Genomic DNA, 16,831 nt, shown 5'->3' on the forward strand with positions numbered 1-16,831 from the left:
CGGCGTCATGGCTGAACGTTCTCTTGATCTCGGCGCCCTGCAGTCCCTGCTGGAGCGCGTGCGCGACCTGAAGGTCGCCTGCGTCGGCGATCTGATGCTGGATCGCTATGTCTATGGCGAGGTCAGCCGCATCTCGCCCGAGGCGCCGATCCCCGTTCTGCGCGCGCGCCGCACCGTGGCCATGCCCGGCGGCGTGGGCAATGTCGCCCGCAACGTCGCGGCTCTGGGGGGTCAGGCCCGTCTGGGCGCGGTGGCGGGCGATGACGCAGCGGGCGCCGAACTGGCCGAGCTGATCGTCGCCGAGGATCGGATCGAGGACGCCCTGATCCGTCCCCAAGGCGCCGCCACCATCGTCAAGACGCGCTTCGTCGCCGCCGGCCAGCAACTGCTGCGTCTGGACGATGAGGCTGCGCTCCATTCCGGCTATGCCGACAAAGGCGTGTTCCAGAGCGCGGGGGCCATCCTCCTGTCCGACTACGCCAAGGGCGTGGTGGACGACGGCGCCATTCAGGCGGCGCTGTGGGCCGGGACCGAATACGGCGCGCCGGTCATCGTTGACCCGAAAGGCCGCGACTTCGCCCGCTATGGCGCGGTGGACGTCATCAAGCCGAACGCCAGCGAACTGGCGGGCGCCACCGGCCTGCCGACTGAGACGGACGAACAGGTCGAGGCGGCGCTGGCCGCTCTGTTGTCCGCCACCACAGCCAAGGCCGTCATCGTTACCCGCGCGGGCAAGGGCATGACCCTGGCGCGCAGAGGCGGCGGCGTCACCCACTTCCCGGGCCGGGCGCGTGAAGTGTTCGACGTGTCGGGCGCGGGCGATACCTGCCTCGCCGCGCTAGGCCTCGCGCTGGGCGCGGGCGCGACGCTGGAACAGGCGGTGCAGTTCGCCATCCTCGCCTCGGGCGTGGTGGTGGGCAAGAGCGGCACCGCCGTCGTCACGCCCGCCGAACTGATCGAGGCCGAGATGAGCCAGCACGCGGCGCTCGCCCAGTCCAAGGTCACGCCGCTGGACGAACTGGCCGATCAGGTCGAGGCGTGGAAGCGTCAGGGCCTGAAGGTCGGCTTCACCAACGGCTGCTTCGACATCCTGCACCGCGGTCATGTCGCCTATCTGGCCCAGGCGCGCGGTTGGTGCGACCGGCTGGTGGTGGCGCTGAACACCGACGCCTCGGTGCGTCGCCTGAAGGGCGACGGGCGCCCGGTCAATGATCTGGACAGCCGCGCCGCCGTCATCGGCGGTCTGGCCAGCGTGGATCGTGTGACGGCCTTCGACGACCCGACGCCCATCGCCCTGATCGAGCGGCTGAAGCCCGACGTGCTGATCAAGGGCTCGGACTACACCAAGGACAAGGTCGTCGGCGCCGCCGAGGTCGAAAGCTGGGGCGGCGAAGTCCGTCTGGCCGACTTCGCCAACGGCTATTCCACGACCAAGACCATCGAGAAGATGACTGGAGACAAAGCATGACCCCGCGAATGATCGTCGTCACGGGCGGCGCGGGCTTCATCGGCTCCAACATCGTCGCCCGCCTGTGCGAGAGCGGCGCCTGGGACGTGGTCGTCTGCGACCGGCTGGAGACGGCCGATCTCGCCAAGTGGAAGAATATCGCCAAACACCCCATCGCCGACCTGTGGGCGCCCGAAGAGCTGTTCGACCAACTGGAGCGTCACGCTGATCGCATCGAAGCGGTGATCCACATGGGCGCCATCTCCTCGACGACCGAGCCGGACGCCGACCTGATCCTGCGCACTAACTTCAGCCTGTCGCGCGACATCTGGAACTGGTGCGCGGTGCGTAACGTGCGGATGATCTACGCCTCCTCGGCCGCCACCTATGGCGACGGCGAGGCCGGGTTCGAGGATCGCGACGATCCTGAGAGCCTGAATGCATTGCGTCCGCTAAACGCCTATGGCTTCTCAAAATATCTGTTCGACCAGTATGCCGTGCGCCAGGCTGATCGTGACGAGGCGCCGCCTCAGTGGGCTGGGCTGAAGTTCTTCAACGTCTATGGCCCGAACGAGGGCCACAAGGGCGGCATGAAGTCGGTCGTCGCCCAGATCTGGCCCAAGGTGCAGGCAGGCGAGACGGTCAGCCTGTTCCGCTCGCACAACCCGAACTACCCCGACGGCGGCCAGCTGCGCGACTTCGTCTTCGTCGACGACGTGGTGAACATCATCCTGTGGCTGCTGGAGCGCGAGGATATCTCGGGCGTGTTCAACGCGGGATCGGGTCAGGCGCGTTCCTTCGCCGACCTGGCGCGCGCCACCTTCGCGGCGGCGGGCAAGGAGCCGTCCATCGCCTATATCGACATGCCTGAGGCGATCCGCGACCGCTATCAGTACTTCACCGAGGCCAGCATGGATCGCATCCGCGCGCTCGGCTACGGCGGTCAATCGACGCCGCTGGAAGAAGGCGTGCGCCGCTACGTCCAGGACTTCCTGACCCAGTCGGACCCGTACCGCTGATGCGGCCGCAGCTGACCTTTCGCCAGTGGGTCGGCTACACGGGCTTTGCGCTCGTTCTTGTGCTGACGGCGGCGGTTGCCGTCTGGCGCGGGGACATCCTGCGCGCTGGCCTGGACCCGCAGATCCCGTTCCAGACCTATAAGCCCCCGACGGCGCCCGACTACGGGGCCCAGAGCGCCTGGGCGCTGCTGAACGCCCGCGCGCCGGGCGCTGGGCCGGCCCATGTCTTCTTCGTCCATTCCACCACCTATGACGGCGGCAGCGACTGGAACGGGGCCATTGACGACCGCCGGGCCTTGACCAAGCTGCGGACCGTCGTCCTGCCCAACTACGCCGGGCCGTTCGCCTCGGCCGGCGACGTCAGCGTGCCCCTGTATCGCCAGGCCAGCCTCTACAGCCGCCTGACGCTGCGCGAGGACGCGCGCGAGGCGCGGGCCTTCGCCTATGGCGACATCGAGACCGCCTTTGATCATTGGCTGGCGCAGCGTCCAGACGGCCCGATCGTCCTGGTCGGCGTGGAGCAGGGCGCTGATCTGGTCGACCGCCTGCTGCATGACCGGGTGGCCAGGGACGCTTCGCTCAAGGCGCGTCTGGTCGCTGCCTATCTGGTCGAAGGCGTGACGCCGGTCAGCCGCTTCACCCACACGCCCCTGTGCCGCGCGGACGATGAAGTCGGCTGCGCCCTGTCCTGGCGGGCGGTCGAGGAGAATGGCGAGGGCGAGGCCAAGCGCGTCATCCGCCGCGCCCTGACCTGGGACAATCGCGGGGCTCTGATCGAGGCGGAGGGCGCGCCTATCGCCTGCGTCAACCCGGTGACGGGATCGGTCGCTGCACCCGTGTCCGAAGCGCGCGAGAGCCGAGGCGCCACCAACGCCACCAATCTGGAATGGGGCGCGCGGCCCGCGCTGCAGCGTCGCCTGGTCGCGGCCGAGTGCCGCGAAGGCATCCTGTGGCGCTCGCGCCTGAGTTCGGAGTCCTTCCGGACGCCGGTGTCCTGGGCCGATCAGCGCCGGATTCCCGCCTACAACCTCTTCTACGCCGACATTGAGGCGGACGTTCTGCGCCGCCTCAAGGCCTGGGAAGAGGCGCGACCGGCCGCAGCCGCCTGAGGGAACAGCAGGCGGCCGCCGTCAGACCATGCTCACGTTCAGCGCGACCATCAGGGCGTCGCGAATGGCGGCGTCGGTGAAAGGCTTCTGCACCGTAGGATTGCCGCGCCAGTGCTCGGGCAGACCGCTTTCGCCATAGCCGGTCGAGAAGACGAAGGGGACGCCCCGCGCCTTCAGAGCTTCGGCGATAGGAAACACCTCCTGGCCCGCTACATTGACGTCCAGCAGGGCGGCGTCGAGATCCGTCTCGCTGGTCACGACGCGCAGGCCATCGCCGACGTTCGATTCCGGGCCGATGACGGTGCATCCCATGTCGCTGAGAATGGTCTCCAGCAGCATCGCGACCAGGGACTCGTCCTCCACGATCAGCACGCGGCGGCCTACAAGCACGTCGGTCATAGGGTTTCCGTTTCCAGGGGCAGGCTGATCTCGGCGCAGAAGCCTTCGGGCGGGTAGGAGAGCTGCACCGTCCCGTGCAGATCGTGGCGCACATTGCGCTCGATCAGGCGGGTGCCGAAGCCACGCCGTTCCGGCTCGGGGATAGGCTCGCCGCCCGCCTCGCGCCAGGTGATCTCAAGATAGGGCGACTTTTGATCGATCAGGCGCCAGTCGACCATGACGCGGCCGTCGCCGCTGGCCAGGGCGCCGTATTTGGCGGCGTTGGTGGCCAGTTCGTGGAAAACCATGCCCAGGGACACCGCGCGCGCCGGCGACAGGGCGACGTGCGGCCCGTTCATCGTCAATCGCCCGATGCCGTGGGCCTGGGTCTCATGCTCCAGCACGGCGCGCAGGTCGGCGCCTTCCCAGTGGCTGCGGGTCAGCAGGTCGTGGGTATGCGACAGGGCCAGGATGCGCGACTGGAAGGCGGCGGCGAAGGAGCCGGGATCCTGGTGCGTGCGCGCAGTCTGCATGGCGATCGACTGGACCGTGGCCAGGGTGTTCTTCACCCGGTGGTTCAGCTCGTCGATCATCAGCTTCTGGCGCTCTGCGGCCAGCACCACGTCGGTCACGTCATGCCCTTGGACGAAGATGCCGACGATCTGGCCTACATCGTCGCGAATGGGTTGATAGGCGAAGTCGATGTAGCGGTGGTCCAGCGGACCATCCTGCGCGTGTCGCAGGGCGAAGGCGCGCTGGCGGCCATAGACCGGTTCGCCCGTCTCATAGACATCGTTGAGGAAGTCCAGGTGGCCCTGGTCGCTCAGTTCGGGCAGGGCGTCGCGCACCGGCTGACCCAGAATGTCGCGATGGCTGACCAGGCGATAGCAGGCGTCATTGCAGAACTGAATCATGTGGTCGGGGCCGTTCAGCACGGCGACAAAGCCCGGCGCATTCATCAGCATGTCGGTGAGTTGTTTGCGTTCGGCCTCGAGGCGCTGGTTGTTGGCCTCGATCTTTACGGCTCGTCGGAACACTTCGCCGCCCACCATGGCGTCCAGAGCGGACGACTGGCCCGCCTGACTGACGGTCTTTTGGCGCAGACGCAAAAGGTCGGTGACATCGCTGGTGTGCTGAAGGATGTGGGTGACCTGGCCGTTCTCATTCTTGATCGGCGTATGGGTGCAGCTCCAGAACCGATCATCGAAGACGGGCTCTCCGTCGGGGCCAGGCGTCAGAACGGGGTAGTGCAGGACCGCCAGATGATCTGGCTCGCCCGTGGCCAGCACCTTTTCGAAGGAAGCGCGGAGGCGACGGCCTTCCTCTTCGCTGTCGGGGGCGTCGCCCGGCGCGAACATTTCCATGACGTGATGGCCGATCAACGCCTCGCGCTGGCGATGGGTGACGTCGAGATAGGCCTGGTTCATGCCGGCGAAGCGCAGGTCGCGATCCAGCAGCATATAGGGATTGGGAGAGGAGTCGAACGCCGCCACCAGATCGATTGTTTTGGCGAGCTTCCGCAAATCCAACCCCTCTTACTGCGTCCCTAACGCAGGATGAGCGGAAAGGGTGCCTGTTTCCTGGCCTGAAAATGCAGCAAAAGTAAAGGTTGAGGACTAGGCGCTCAGGCGCAGCGCATCAGATAGGGCGTGGTACATCGGCTTGGGCCGGTAATCGACGTCATAAGGCAGGCCGCGGTTGGGCGGAGCGTCCGCATACTGACGTTGCGGCGGCTCGGACAGCCAGGAGTGGCGGTCGCTGAGGCCCCAGGTGACGACGCCGCGCACCTGGGGGAAGGCCAGCATGGTCTCTAGATAACGACGCGTCTCATCGGCCACCTTCTGATCGCGCGCGGCCGCCGTGCCGTGGAAGCTGGATTCCTTGACGTCCAGTTCAGTCACGGTGATTTCCAGCCCCAGATCGACCAGTTGCTGCGTCATGTCGCGCAGACCCTCGGCCGCCAGGGGGCCCTTGGACAGGTCCAGGTGCGCCTGAACGCCGATGCCGTCCAGCGGCGTGCCCGAGGCCCGCAGCCGTCGCGCTAGTGCGACGATGGCCTTGCGTCGGGCCTGGTCCACGGGGTTGTCGTATTCAAAGCCGTAGTCGTTGACGACCAGATGGGCCTTGGGTGCGAGAGCGCGCGCCTCTTCCAGCACGCGCTCGATGTAGGTCGGGCCGAAGGCGCGATGGAAGACGTTGCGTTTCAGGCCGCCGGCTCCGCCCTGGGTGTCGATCGGTTCGTTGATGACGTCCCAGTCGGCGATGCGGTCGCCATATCGCTTGAGCACCCGCTCCAGATGGCCGGACATCAGCGACCAGTCGCGCCGTCGCAGCATTTCCTGCCTGGCCCAGTCCGGCGTGCCTTGGTCCCACAGCAGCGTGTGACCGCGAACCTGCATCCCATGATGTTGCGAGAAGTCGAGCAGGTCATCGACCGGGGCGAAGTTGAACTCCCCCTTGCGCCACTCCAGCGAGTTCCATTTCAGATGGATTTCAGGCGTCAGCACCTGGCAGTCTCGCAGGACCGCGCCGCGCAGTTCGGCGTTCTGATGCAGTTGCTCGGCCCGAACGGCGGCGCCGAAATATCGACCCTGCGCGCTGGCGGCGTCGGCGAGCGTGGCGGCGGTCTTCACGGGCGGAGGGTCCAGCGGAAGGCCTTCGCGCACGGGACGCCACGCGGCCAACCCCAGGGCGGGCGCGAGCGCGGCGGCGCCGATGAAGGCTCGTCTGGTGGGTCGCGGCAGCATTCGGCTGCACCTCCTCGAGGAACGCGAGAAGGCTGCCTTACTACGCCTAACTTCTCGTTAAGGCGCAATCTTAAGAGGCGTCAGGGAAAGGAAGTTGGGCGCGAAAATGGTGTTTCCATGAGCTGAGCCGCTTTATCCACGGTCCGCTTCGCCGGCTGCTCTAGAAGCTGCGATAGAAACCGACCCGCAGATAGGCCTGTGAATCTCGCTCGTCGCCGTCGCTCAGGCCGACAGAAACTTGGATTTCTGAGCGATCATTCAACTTGAACCCGGCGACAGGGCCGATGTGATAGGCGTTGTAGTTGGTGTCGCCTTCGGCCGCGACCTCCATGCCCAGGCGCACGCGGCCGGAGGATCCGACCTGATGGGTCAGACTGGCCAGGGCGTTGTAATCGTCCACCTCAAAGCCGTAGGAGCCATACCAGTCGACCCGCCAGGGACCGGCGACATGGCCGCCGTCCAGCGAAATGATGACGCCGCCCTGGCCGCCGTCGCGTCGATTGCCGGGATCGGCGGGGCTGAGGTCCGTATCGACATAGCGATAGCCGACGCCGACGCTGCCCCAGGTCGGGCCGTTGCCGAAGCGATAGATCAGCTCGGCCTGGGCGCCGGTGAAATCGGCATCGATCTCGTTCGGACCCGAGTTGTAATCGTAGCTGCCGGTATAGACGGACCCCCGCACCGCAAAGCCCTTGGAGTCGACCGAGCCGGGCAGGCCGATCGTCGCCCCGGCATAGGCGCTGTCGGCGACGTCCAACTGGCCGCCCGCGAACACGGTCACATCGTTTTGCGCCGAGGCCGGCGCGGCCCAGGCGACGCCCGCGCACGCCAAGGTCGCCGCCGCCAGGGCGGGCAGGGAAGTCATCGGGCGTCGATGGTGAGGCATGGGTCGGTTCCTTGCGAAGTATCGAACGCGCCAGATGCTGGCGACGCCGGCGGCAGGCACTTCAAACGCATACAGAACAGGGAGCGAGTGCTGTCAGACGACCAACCTTCCCCTGGCCAGTTGTTCCAGACTTTCGGCGCTGCGGTCAACGGGGGCGCGTGCATGGGATACCCAGGCGATCAATTCCTCCATGCCTTGATCCATGGAGCGGCGGGGCGTGAAGCCGAAGGTGCGCTCGATCTTGGAGATGTCGCCGAAGCAGTGACGGATGTCCCCGACCCGGTAACGGTTGAGCACCTCCGGCGCGATGTTCTTTCCCAGCAGTCGGGCCAGGGTGCCCGCGATCTCATTGATCGAGACGGGCGCGCCGCTGCCGACATTGAACACGTCCCAGATCTCGCGGTCGTCATCCAGCACGGTGGCGAAGGCTTCGGCCACGTCCTGCACATGGACGAAGTCGCGCATCTGCCGACCGTCCTCGAAGACCAGCGGCGGCTGGTCGTTCATCAGCCGCGAGATGAAGATGGCCGCCACGCCCGTATAGGGATTGCTCAGCGCTTGGCGCGAGCCATATGCGTTGAACAGCCGCAGGGCCACGGTGGGGATGCGCAGGGCTCGGCCGACCGACAGGAACATCTCCTCATGGTCGCGCTTGTTCACCGCATAGATGGAGTTGGGCTGAAGCAGCTTCTCTTCCGGCGTGGGGCAGGGCTCCAGCGGCTCTCCATCGACCATCAGATCCCAATGACGCGCCTCCAGTTGGGCGTGCGGACGGATGTCGGTGGTCACATGGGCGCCGGTCGAGGGGCGGACGTAATCCCCCTCGCCATAGATCGACATCGAGGAGGCGACGGCGATCCGTTCGACCGTGTGCGGGCGTTGGGACAGGGTCTCCAGCACGACGGCCGCCGCCATGACGTTGTTGCGGGTGTAGTCGACGATGTTGGTCATGCTCTGGCCGACGCCGACCGAGGCGGCGAGGTGGGCCAGATGGGTCACGCCGTTCAGGGCCGCCTCGAACACCCCGTCTTCCAGCAGGTCGCCCTTGATGCGGCGGGCCCGCGCGTCGAGGTAGACGGGCCACCCGTCCGCATCCAGTTCGGCGTCGCCGTGAACCTGGGGCGACAGACTGTCCAGAACCGTCACCCGATAGCCGCGCGCCAGCATGGCGTCGACCAGGTGCGAGCCGATGAAGCCCGCCCCGCCCGTGATGAGAATGTGCTTGTCCATGATCGTCTGCTTAGTGCTGGTGGTGACGAAGGGCGCCGAACTCATCCAGCTTGGTGCGGACGAGGGTGTTGTTGGCGTCGATCTTCTCGGTTCTCTGCCAGGCCAGGCCGCTGTCCCGCAGATACATGACGAAGCCCAGCGTCAGCGGGATGATCCAGACGCACCACCAGACCATGATGAAGATGGGATTGACCATCAGCATGTAGCCGAGGCGCGCGCCTGCGCCGTCCAGCACCAGGTCGGTCCGCCGCCACGTCTTGATGTAGAGGCCGACCATCAGGATCGAGAAGGCGACGATGTTGAAGATCGACAGGATCACCAGCCACAGCGGCAGGAAGTCCGCGCCCTGGAAGAAGCGCCAGGCCGCCCAGACGCCCAGGGGAATGCCCAGGGTGTTCACCCACATGGACATGCAGGGCAGGAAGTTCATCCACACGCGGACCCGCTCGCCGAAGCTGAAGTCCATCTCCTTCAGCGGCGTCGTCAGGCTCTGGAAGAAGCCGGCGACCCAGCGCTTCCTCTGCGTGATCCCTTCGCGGAAGGTCTCGGGCACCTCTTCGATCAGGGAGCCTTCAATGATGCCCAGCGTCCGGCCATTCTTCCAGAACCGCTGGCCGACCTCGGGGTCTTCGATGGCGATCCAGGGGTGGAAGCTGCCCAGTTCGATCAGGTCGTCGACCTTGAAGAACAGGCCTTTGCCCAGCACCCAGTAAGGTTGCTTCGGATCGGACAGATGGCCGTATTTGGCGCCGTCCCAGGTCATGTGGTCGAAGGCGTGGAAGGCGGCGGCCAGGCTGGCGTTCAGATTACCCGCCACATTGCGCGCCTGCAGCACGTCGAACCGGCGCAGGCCGATAGCCGCGGCCTTGAAGTGATCCGCCGGGGGGCAGCTGTCGGCGTCGATATAGTCGATCGTCAGCCCGCTCTTGTCCTTATAGGTCTCGGCCACGTGATAGGTGGCGTAGATCAGCTGACGTGTCTTCTTGGGCGGCAGATCCTTGACCCCGGCCCGCTTGCCGTTGTGCCACCAGTAGGCTTTTGGATTCCGGTCCCAGGCGTTCCACACCATGTCCCAGCTGGCGTCGCTGGTCGGCGGCACCGCCAGGATCTCGACAAAGGGAAAGGCCCGGCTCAGCCGTTGCAGGCTGGCGATGGTCTCGGCGTCGTTGCTGTTTGGAATGGCCAGGACGCGATAGCGGCTGGCGGGATAGTCCAGCTTGGCCAGCGCCGTGAAGGTCGTCTCCATGGTGCTCTCCAACTCCCGCAGCACGGGATAGAGCAGGACGATGAAGGGATGGTCCGCCTCGCTGGCCGGAAGAGGCTCGTTCATGTCCACGCGCTCGACGCGCAGCGAACGGAAATACATCTCCAGCAGGAAGCTGCCGAGATACAGGATCTGGGAAAGAGCGAACAACCAGACCAGCAGGGTCGCCCAGTTTGGATCTTGAGTGTTCATCACGCCGCTCGCCCAGTTATTTGCCCAATAAGTCGGTGGTGGTTGCTCTGTCCTGTGGTGTTCCGTCTGCCCGTCGTTTCACGACGCGGTGGCGCCGCGCGGGACGACGCTTTCGCCTCGAAGTTCGGCGGTGAAATAGGCGATGGTTTGCTCCAGTCCGTCCTGCAGCGGCACCTGGGGCGACCACTGCAGATGGGTCAGCGCTCTGGAGATGTCGGGCTTCCGACGGCGCGGATCGTCGATCGGCAGCGGATGATAGACCAGCCGCGAGCGTGAGCCGGACAGGGCGATGACCCGCTGGGCCAGTTCATTGACCGTGATCTCGCTCGGGTTGCCGATGTTGACCGGCCCGTCGATCTCCTCGTCTGTGTCCATCAGACGGATGAAGCCTTCGATCAGATCGTCGACAAAGCAGAAGGAGCGCGTCTGTTCGCCCGAGCCGTAGATGGTGATGTCGTTGCCCTCCAGGGCCTGAACGATGAAGTTCGACACCACCCGTCCGTCGTCGGGATGCATCCGCGGCCCATAGGTGTTGAAGATGCGCACGATCCGCGTGGTCAGGCCGTGCTGCTGGCCGAAGTCGGTCACCAGGGTCTCGGCGAACCGCTTGCCTTCGTCGTAGCAGGAGCGGGGGCCGACCGTGTTGACGTTGCCACGATAGCTCTCCACCTGCGGGTGGATTTCCGGGTCGCCATAGATTTCCGAGGTCGAGGCCTGAAAGAACCGCGCGCCGTCCGCCGCCGCTCGCTTCAGCAGGTTCAGCGTGCCGAGCGCGCAGGTCGTGGCCGTCTTCACCCGGTCATACTGGTAATGAACCGGGGAGGCGGGGCAGGCCAGATTGTAGATCTGATCGAACCGGCCAAGCGCGTCGTCCAGCGGCTCATTGATGTCCTGCGCCACCAGATGGAAGCGATCCGAACTCATCAAATGAGCGACGTTGGCGTGCCGGCCCGTATGAAAATTGTCGATGCACGTCACATGATGACCCGCGTCGACCAGCCGCCCGCACAGGTGTGAACCCAGGAAGCCTGCGCCGCCGGATACGGCGATCCGCTTGGCGGTTTTGGCGTCGTGCTTCGGCGCATAAGAAAAGCGATCGTCTGTCATCGCCTTCAGCCTTGCTGGTTGTTTACAATTTCTTGAACAACGCTACTTGCTTACTGTATTCGCGTGACAGGGGAGATCGCATGACCCCCGACGCCGTCGACAATGGCGTTAACCGTTTGTTAAGAATTGGGTTCCATTTCAGCGCCGCATATGCGCCAAATTTTTGCCCGAATCTGCCGTAGTTGACGGCGAAAGCGGCGTAGCGTGGGGGCGACAGGCCCGACGAACGCTGTATAGCGGTTGGGATCGCCGGGCCTGGGACTTCCGCCTCTCACCCTGAGGCGACGCCATGTAATCATCTGACGCGGCGCGGCGTCATCTTGTCGGAAATACTAGGCTTCTCGCCGCATGGAGACTGGTTCAAAAGGCCGTTCGACGCCTAAGGTGACGCTTCTGGCTTCAAGGGAGCGCGGTGTGACCGTCAGACACTTCTACCTGGCCATGGCGGTGGTCGGCGCCATCGTCCCTTGGCTGCTCTTCGGCTCATTCTTCTTCGAGAACGGGCCGGATGTTCCATTGTTCTTGAAGTCGCTGTTTGCGAACGGCGCCGCCGGCGGATTCTCCGCGGACGTTCTCATCTCGATAGCGGTCTTCCTGGTCTGGTCATGGCGAGACGCGTCCAGGAACAATGTGAGGCGTTGGTGGCTGGTGCTTCCGGCGAGTTTCCTGGTCGGTCTCTCGCTTTCCCTGCCGCTGTATCTCTATCTGCGCGAGCGAGACTGACCAGGTTCACGTGAGCCGATCAGGCCAAGACGCATGCCTGGCGCGCAGTCATCAACGTCAAGATACAGGAAAGAGAATGGTGGACGCGACAGGGATTGAACCTGTGACCCCCTCGGTGTGAACGAGGTGCTCTCCCGCTGAGCTACGCGTCCGCCTGGGAACGGGGCGGTCAGTGACTGCGCCGTCGGGAGGCGGGGACATAGCCCGCGTTTCCGACGACGGCAAGCCTCAATTCATCAAATAGCAGCGTCGCTTGCTCAGATTCCCGCCGCCCGCGCGCCTTCCGGCGTTTCGCTGTCCGGATCGCCCGGCAGCCAGGCGACGTGGCCGTTGTAGATGTCCTCGTTCAGGATGCCTTCCTCCTTGGCGACCAGGACCGGCACGACCATCTGGCCGGTGACGTTGGTGGCCGTGCGCATCATGTCGATGATGCGGTCGATGGCGATGATGTAGCCGACGCCTTCCAGCGGCAGGCCCGCCGTCGACAGCGTCAGGGTCAGCATGACGATGCTGGTCCCCGGCACGCCCGCCGTGCCCAGCGACCCCAGCACCGCCGTCAGGCCGATCAGGATGTATTGCGTCACCGTCAGGTCGATCTGGAAATACTGGGCGATGAAGATCGAGGCGATGGCCGGATAGATGGCGCCGCACCCATCCATCTTCACATTGGCGCCCAGCGGCACGGCGAAGGCGGCGTAGGCCTGCGGCACGCCCAGTCGCTCGACCGTCTGGCGCAGGGTGACGGGCAGGGTGCCCAGCGACGACGAGGTGGCGAAGGCCGTCTGCATCGCTGCGCCCGCGCCGCGGAAGAAGCTGACCACCTTCAGCCCGTGCAGCTTCAGCAGGCCGGAATAGACGACGAAGATGTGGAACAGGCAGGCCGCATAGATGGCGAAGATGAACTTGCCCAGCGGCAGCAGCGCCTCCCAGCCATAGCCGCCGACGACCGAGCCGATCAGGCCGAACACGCCGAAGGGCGTCAGCTGGATCACCCAGCGGGTGATGCGGAAGATCAGGGCCGCGCCTTCATCCACCAGTCGGCGCGCGTTCTGCGCCCGGTCGCCCAGCGCCACCAGGGCCGCGCCTACCAGCGCCGAGAAGAAGATGATCTGCAGCACCTTGCCCTCGGCCAGGGCGGCGAAGGGGTTGGTCGGCACGACGCTCAGAAGCACCTGCAACGGCGTCGGAATCTCTCGGGCCTTCACCTCGCCCAGCGGCAGGTTTGACAGGCCGACGCCCGGATTGATGATGTGGCCGAAGGCGAAGCCGACCAGCACGGCCAGCAGGGAGGTGATGGCGAACCAGACGATGGTCCGCACCCCCAGCCGCACCGCGCCGACCCCTTCGCCCAGCTTGGCGATCGAACTGGCGATGGTGAACAACACCAGCGGCGCCACCACCATGCGGATCAGGTTCAGATAGACGTCGCCGATCGGCTGCAGCCAGACCGGCGCCTGCTCGCGCAGAATCAGTCCGGCGATGATGCCCAGGGCGAACCCGGCGGCGGTGCGTTGCCACAGGGGAATAGCGAAGAAGCGACGGAGCATGACGACCCTGGGAGGAGAAACAGGTCGACCTATGTGTTTCGCAGGCGCGAAAACGGCAACAGCAGCAAGGGCGGTTGAGGGTTAGAAGTTCTAATGTCGCCTTTAGCTTTCCTGCGGCCTGCCTTCGCCGGGATGAGCGGAATTGGGGTATTACCCCCGCATCACCTCGGCCAGGGCGTCCTCGAACCTGTCATAGTGGTCGATCATCACGTCGCCGCCCAGTTCCGCGTGCGGCACGTCGTTGTAGCCGAAGCTGACGGCGATGCAGGGCACGCCTGCGTCCTTGGCCGCCTTGGTGTCGGTCGTGCTGTCGCCGACCATGACGCAGCGCGCCGGGTCGCCGCCAGCCTTGCGCACCGCCTCGATGATGTGGGCGCCGCTGGGCTTGCGGGCCGAAACCGCATCCGGTCCGGCGACGAAGGCGAAGTGGCGCGTCAGGTTCAGCGCCTCGATCAGCGCCACCGACAGGTCCGTGCGCTTGTTGGTCGCCACGCACAGGATCGCACCGCGCGCGCTCAGCCGATCCAGCGCCGCGACGCAGCCGTCGAACGGGCGGCTCTCATCGGCGATGTGAGCCAGATAAACCTCGATGAAGCGCTCGAACAGGCCGGGGGCGTGGGCCTCGTCCCAGACGGCTCCCGCTTCCATGAAGCCGTGACGCAGCATGGCCATGGCGCCGTGGCCGACCAGATGCCGGGTCGAGGACATGGGCACGGGCGGCAACTCATACTCCGCCAGCATCCGGTTCAGCGTGCCGATCAGATCGGGCGCCGAATCCACCAGAGTCCCGTCCAGGTCGAAGGCGATGGTCCAGCCTTCCAGGTCACGCTCAATGCTCACTCATCTGTCTCCCGGCTCGCGAAGACCCCGGCAATGGGCTAGATCGCAGGCAACGACAAGCCGCCGGATCGATTCATGACCGCACCCCATCCTCGCGCCGCCATCATTCTCGCCGCCGGTCAGGGCACGCGCATGAAGTCGCCCCTGCCCAAGGTGCTGCACCCGGTCGGCGCGCGCGCCATGCTGGATCACGCCATCGACGCGGCCGAGGCTCTGGGCTGCGAACGCATCGTCGTCGTGGTCGGCTCACACTCACCGGAAGTCCGCGCCCATGTCGAGAAACGTCTCGGCGCCGACAGCATCGCCGTTCAGGATCCGCCGCTGGGCACCGGCCACGCCGTGCGCGCCGCCGAGGCTGTTCTGGGCGACTTCATCGGCCAGGTGGTCGTCACCTACGGCGATGTGCCCCTGCTGAAGGCCGCCGATATCGAGCCGGTCTTCGCCGCCCATGAAGGCGTCACCGTCATCGGCTTCGAGGCCCGCGATCCCGGCGCCTACGGCCGTCTGATCCTCGACGGCGACGCCCTGCTGGCCATCACCGAGGCCAAGGAGGCGTCAGCGGACGTGCTGGCGATCACCGCCTGCAACTCGGGCGTCATGGCCGCTCCGGTCGGCCTGCTGTTTGAGCTGTTGGCTGAGGTCACGAACGACAACGCCAAGGGAGAGTTTTATCTGACCGACGTGGTCGAGCTGGCCCGCAAGCGCGGCGCCCCGACCCGCGCCGTCTTTGCCGCTGAGGATTTGGTCATGGGCGTCAACGCTCAGTCCGAACTGGCCCAGGCCGAGGCCCTGTTCCAGAAGACCCAGCGCGAGCATTTCCTGGCGCAGGGCGTGACCATGAGCGCCCCCGACACCGTCCACTTCGCCTGGGATACGGACATCGGCGCGGGCACGACCATCGAACCCTTCGTCGTCTTCGGCCCCGGCGCGGTCGTGGCCGAGGGCGCGCGCATCCGCAGCTTCAGCCACATCGAGGGCGCCAAGGTCGCCACGAAGGCCGAAATCGGCCCCTATGCCCGTCTGCGCCCCGGCGCGGATCTGGGCGAGGGCGTCAAGGTCGGCAACTTCGTCGAGGTCAAGAACGTCCGCATGGATGCGGGCGCCAAGGCCAACCATCTGGCTTATCTCGGCGACGGCCATGTCGGCGCGAAAGCCAACATCGGCGCAGGGACCATCTTCTGCAACTACGACGGCTTCTTCAAACACCGCACCACGGTGGGCGAGGGGGCTTTCGTCGGCTCGAACAGTTCGCTGGTCGCCCCCGTGACCATCGGCGCGGGCGCCATGGTCGGCTCCGGCTCGGTGGTGACGAAGGACGTCGCGCCTGGCGACCTGGCCCTGGTTCGCGGTCAGCAGACGACCAAGACGGGCTGGGCCGCCCGCTTCATGGAAACCATGCGCGCGAAGAAGGCGGCGAAATCCTAATGAGCGACCTGCAGAAGAAGCACGCCGGCGAAGCCGCCGCCGCCCATGTCGAGGCCGGCATGGTGGTCGGGCTCGGCACTGGCTCCACCGCCGCTTGGTTCGTCAAGGCGCTGGCCGCGCGCAACCTGCCGGACCTGCGCTGCGTCCCGACGTCCGAGCGCACCGCCGATCTGGCGCGTGAACTGGGCCTGCCCCTGTCGACGCTGGAAGACACGCCGCGTATCGATCTGACCGTCGACGGCGCCGACGAGATCGGTCCGGGCCTGGCCCTCATCAAGGGCGGCGGCGCGGCCCTGCTGCGCGAAAAGCTGGTGTGGGAGGCGTCCGCCCGCTGCATCTGCATCGCCGACGCGGCCAAGGTGGTTCCTGCGCTGGGAACCTTCCCCCTGCCGATCGAGGTCGTCGCGTTCGGCCACAAGACGACCGCCAACCGCATCGCCGATGTTCTGGCCGACCACGACATCGCCTCGCCCGCCCGCGTGCGCGAGGCCGAGCGCGGCCTGATCCGCACCGACGGCGGCAACCTGATCTACGACGCCGCCTGTAAGGTCATCAACGATCCGGCCCGCCTCGCCGCCGACCTGAAAAGCCTGACCGGCGTGGTCGAACACGGCCTCTTCCTCGACCTTACCGACCTGGCCATCATCGGCACGGATGACGGGTTCGAGACGCTCGCGCCCTGATCCACCCCCAAACTCCGCTCATCCCGGCGAAGGCCGGGATCCAGATTGTAGGGCGCTGCCTCTAAGATTTTGGGCGCTGTCCGCTTGCTTCAACAGGCTGACGGCGGAGTTTGTATCTGGATCCCGGCCTTCGCCGGGACGAGTGATGGAGGGGGCACCGCCTTGCCCCCTCGCGCCCCGGCGCCTAAGTCGGGTCAGCGCTGCGGTTCAGCCGCACAGATTTCAGACGATTCA

The 16,831-nt window shown here is 65.9% G+C and carries 15 protein-coding genes and 1 tRNA gene; 6 read left to right on the forward strand and 10 right to left on the reverse strand.

From position 1 onward, the window contains the following. The first annotated feature begins 7 nt into the window (after positions 1 to 7). The 3 genes from rfaE2 to AC3IPP_RS06900 are packed head-to-tail and all read left to right on the forward strand — an operon-like array spanning position 8 to position 3,575. Entirely contained in the window at positions 8 to 1,468 is a 1,461-nt protein-coding gene (gene rfaE2, locus AC3IPP_RS06890; RefSeq protein WP_489150830.1) for a D-glycero-beta-D-manno-heptose 1-phosphate adenylyltransferase, read from the forward strand. Beyond that, positions 1,465 to 2,466 (forward strand): ADP-glyceromanno-heptose 6-epimerase, encoded by a 1,002-nt coding sequence (gene rfaD, locus AC3IPP_RS06895; RefSeq protein ID WP_489150831.1) that lies wholly within the window; start codon positions 1,465 to 1,467, stop codon positions 2,464 to 2,466. Before rfaE2 ends, rfaD begins: the two co-directional genes overlap by 4 nt. Then, positions 2,466 to 3,575: a DUF3089 domain-containing protein gene (locus AC3IPP_RS06900; protein ID WP_489150832.1), complete on the forward strand. Its 1,110-nt coding sequence runs from the start codon at positions 2,466 to 2,468 to the stop codon at positions 3,573 to 3,575. The genes rfaD and AC3IPP_RS06900 overlap by 1 nt, the downstream gene beginning before the upstream one ends. A gap of 21 nt (positions 3,576 to 3,596) precedes the next feature. On the opposite strand, the gene AC3IPP_RS06905 is transcribed toward AC3IPP_RS06900, so the two are convergent. The 7 genes from AC3IPP_RS06905 to AC3IPP_RS06935 form a co-directional block, all read right to left on the reverse strand. Beyond that, positions 3,597 to 3,974 (reverse strand): response regulator, encoded by a 378-nt coding sequence (locus AC3IPP_RS06905; RefSeq protein ID WP_489150833.1) that lies wholly within the window; start codon positions 3,972 to 3,974, stop codon positions 3,597 to 3,599. Further along, the gene (locus AC3IPP_RS06910; RefSeq protein ID WP_489150834.1) at positions 3,971 to 5,476 is read right to left on the reverse strand and encodes an HWE histidine kinase domain-containing protein; all 1,506 of its coding nucleotides are present in this window, start codon (positions 5,474 to 5,476) and stop codon (positions 3,971 to 3,973) included. The genes AC3IPP_RS06905 and AC3IPP_RS06910 overlap by 4 nt, the downstream gene beginning before the upstream one ends. A gap of 93 nt (positions 5,477 to 5,569) precedes the next feature. Then, positions 5,570 to 6,700 (reverse strand): endo-1,4-beta-xylanase, encoded by a 1,131-nt coding sequence (locus AC3IPP_RS06915; protein ID WP_489150835.1) that lies wholly within the window; start codon positions 6,698 to 6,700, stop codon positions 5,570 to 5,572. A 160-nt stretch (positions 6,701 to 6,860) separates the two neighbouring features. After that, positions 6,861 to 7,586, reverse strand: a complete 726-nt coding sequence (gene bcsS, locus AC3IPP_RS06920) for a cellulose biosynthesis protein BcsS (RefSeq protein WP_489150836.1) — start codon at positions 7,584 to 7,586, stop codon at positions 6,861 to 6,863. Between the two features lie 93 nt (positions 7,587 to 7,679). After that, positions 7,680 to 8,816: an NAD-dependent epimerase/dehydratase family protein gene (locus AC3IPP_RS06925; RefSeq protein ID WP_087138928.1), complete on the reverse strand. Its 1,137-nt coding sequence runs from the start codon at positions 8,814 to 8,816 to the stop codon at positions 7,680 to 7,682. A 10-nt stretch (positions 8,817 to 8,826) separates the two neighbouring features. Next, positions 8,827 to 10,272: a glycosyltransferase family 2 protein gene (locus tag AC3IPP_RS06930; protein ID WP_256968040.1), complete on the reverse strand. Its 1,446-nt coding sequence runs from the start codon at positions 10,270 to 10,272 to the stop codon at positions 8,827 to 8,829. Between the two features lie 78 nt (positions 10,273 to 10,350). Further along, entirely contained in the window at positions 10,351 to 11,379 is a 1,029-nt protein-coding gene (locus tag AC3IPP_RS06935; protein ID WP_489150837.1) for a UDP-glucuronic acid decarboxylase family protein, read from the reverse strand. Between the two features lie 414 nt (positions 11,380 to 11,793). On the opposite strand from AC3IPP_RS06935, the gene AC3IPP_RS06940 reads away from it, so the two are divergent. Beyond that, positions 11,794 to 12,102, forward strand: coding sequence for a DUF2834 domain-containing protein (locus AC3IPP_RS06940; protein WP_256968041.1), 309 nt, complete (start codon positions 11,794 to 11,796; stop codon positions 12,100 to 12,102). Between the two features lie 77 nt (positions 12,103 to 12,179). Here AC3IPP_RS06940 and AC3IPP_RS06945 read toward each other — a convergent pair. The 3 genes from AC3IPP_RS06945 to AC3IPP_RS06955 all read right to left on the reverse strand — a co-directional run bounded on the left by AC3IPP_RS06945 (position 12,180) and on the right by AC3IPP_RS06955 (position 14,489). After that, positions 12,180 to 12,254 (reverse strand) — tRNA-Val (locus AC3IPP_RS06945). A 105-nt stretch (positions 12,255 to 12,359) separates the two neighbouring features. Next, positions 12,360 to 13,649: a dicarboxylate/amino acid:cation symporter gene (locus AC3IPP_RS06950; protein ID WP_489150838.1), complete on the reverse strand. Its 1,290-nt coding sequence runs from the start codon at positions 13,647 to 13,649 to the stop codon at positions 12,360 to 12,362. A 150-nt stretch (positions 13,650 to 13,799) separates the two neighbouring features. Continuing rightward, positions 13,800 to 14,489, reverse strand: coding sequence for an HAD-IA family hydrolase (locus tag AC3IPP_RS06955; protein WP_489150839.1), 690 nt, complete (start codon positions 14,487 to 14,489; stop codon positions 13,800 to 13,802). A gap of 75 nt (positions 14,490 to 14,564) precedes the next feature. On the opposite strand from AC3IPP_RS06955, the gene glmU reads away from it, so the two are divergent. Further along, entirely contained in the window at positions 14,565 to 15,914 is a 1,350-nt protein-coding gene (glmU, locus tag AC3IPP_RS06960) for a bifunctional UDP-N-acetylglucosamine diphosphorylase/glucosamine-1-phosphate N-acetyltransferase GlmU (protein ID WP_489150840.1), read from the forward strand. Beyond that, positions 15,914 to 16,597: a ribose-5-phosphate isomerase RpiA gene (gene rpiA / locus AC3IPP_RS06965; protein WP_489150841.1), complete on the forward strand. Its 684-nt coding sequence runs from the start codon at positions 15,914 to 15,916 to the stop codon at positions 16,595 to 16,597. Before glmU ends, rpiA begins: the two co-directional genes overlap by 1 nt. Positions 16,598 to 16,831: the final 234 nt, after the last annotated feature.

The organism is Brevundimonas sp. KH_060 (genome assembly GCF_057838275.1).

What these genes read in the sequence shown, in the direction of transcription:
- rfaD (WP_489150831.1), top strand. Translation starts at nt 1,465, where the DNA reads ATGACCCCGCGAATGATCGTCGTCACGGGCGGCGCGGGCTTCATCGGC.
- AC3IPP_RS06905 (WP_489150833.1), bottom strand. Translation starts at nt 3,974, where the DNA reads ATGACCGACGTGCTTGTAGGCCGCCGCGTGCTGATCGTGGAGGACGAG.
- AC3IPP_RS06915 (WP_489150835.1), bottom strand. Translation starts at nt 6,700, where the DNA reads ATGCTGCCGCGACCCACCAGACGAGCCTTCATCGGCGCCGCCGCGCTC.
- AC3IPP_RS06930 (WP_256968040.1), bottom strand. Translation starts at nt 10,272, where the DNA reads ATGAACACTCAAGATCCAAACTGGGCGACCCTGCTGGTCTGGTTGTTC.
- AC3IPP_RS06900 (WP_489150832.1), top strand. Translation starts at nt 2,466, where the DNA reads ATGCGGCCGCAGCTGACCTTTCGCCAGTGGGTCGGCTACACGGGCTTT.
- bcsS (WP_489150836.1), bottom strand. Translation starts at nt 7,586, where the DNA reads ATGCCTCACCATCGACGCCCGATGACTTCCCTGCCCGCCCTGGCGGCG.
- AC3IPP_RS06925 (WP_087138928.1), bottom strand. Translation starts at nt 8,816, where the DNA reads ATGGACAAGCACATTCTCATCACGGGCGGGGCGGGCTTCATCGGCTCG.
- rpiA (WP_489150841.1), top strand. Translation starts at nt 15,914, where the DNA reads ATGAGCGACCTGCAGAAGAAGCACGCCGGCGAAGCCGCCGCCGCCCAT.
- rfaE2 (WP_489150830.1), top strand. Translation starts at nt 8, where the DNA reads ATGGCTGAACGTTCTCTTGATCTCGGCGCCCTGCAGTCCCTGCTGGAG.
- AC3IPP_RS06935 (WP_489150837.1), bottom strand. Translation starts at nt 11,379, where the DNA reads ATGACAGACGATCGCTTTTCTTATGCGCCGAAGCACGACGCCAAAACC.
- AC3IPP_RS06950 (WP_489150838.1), bottom strand. Translation starts at nt 13,649, where the DNA reads ATGCTCCGTCGCTTCTTCGCTATTCCCCTGTGGCAACGCACCGCCGCC.
- glmU (WP_489150840.1), top strand. Translation starts at nt 14,565, where the DNA reads ATGACCGCACCCCATCCTCGCGCCGCCATCATTCTCGCCGCCGGTCAG.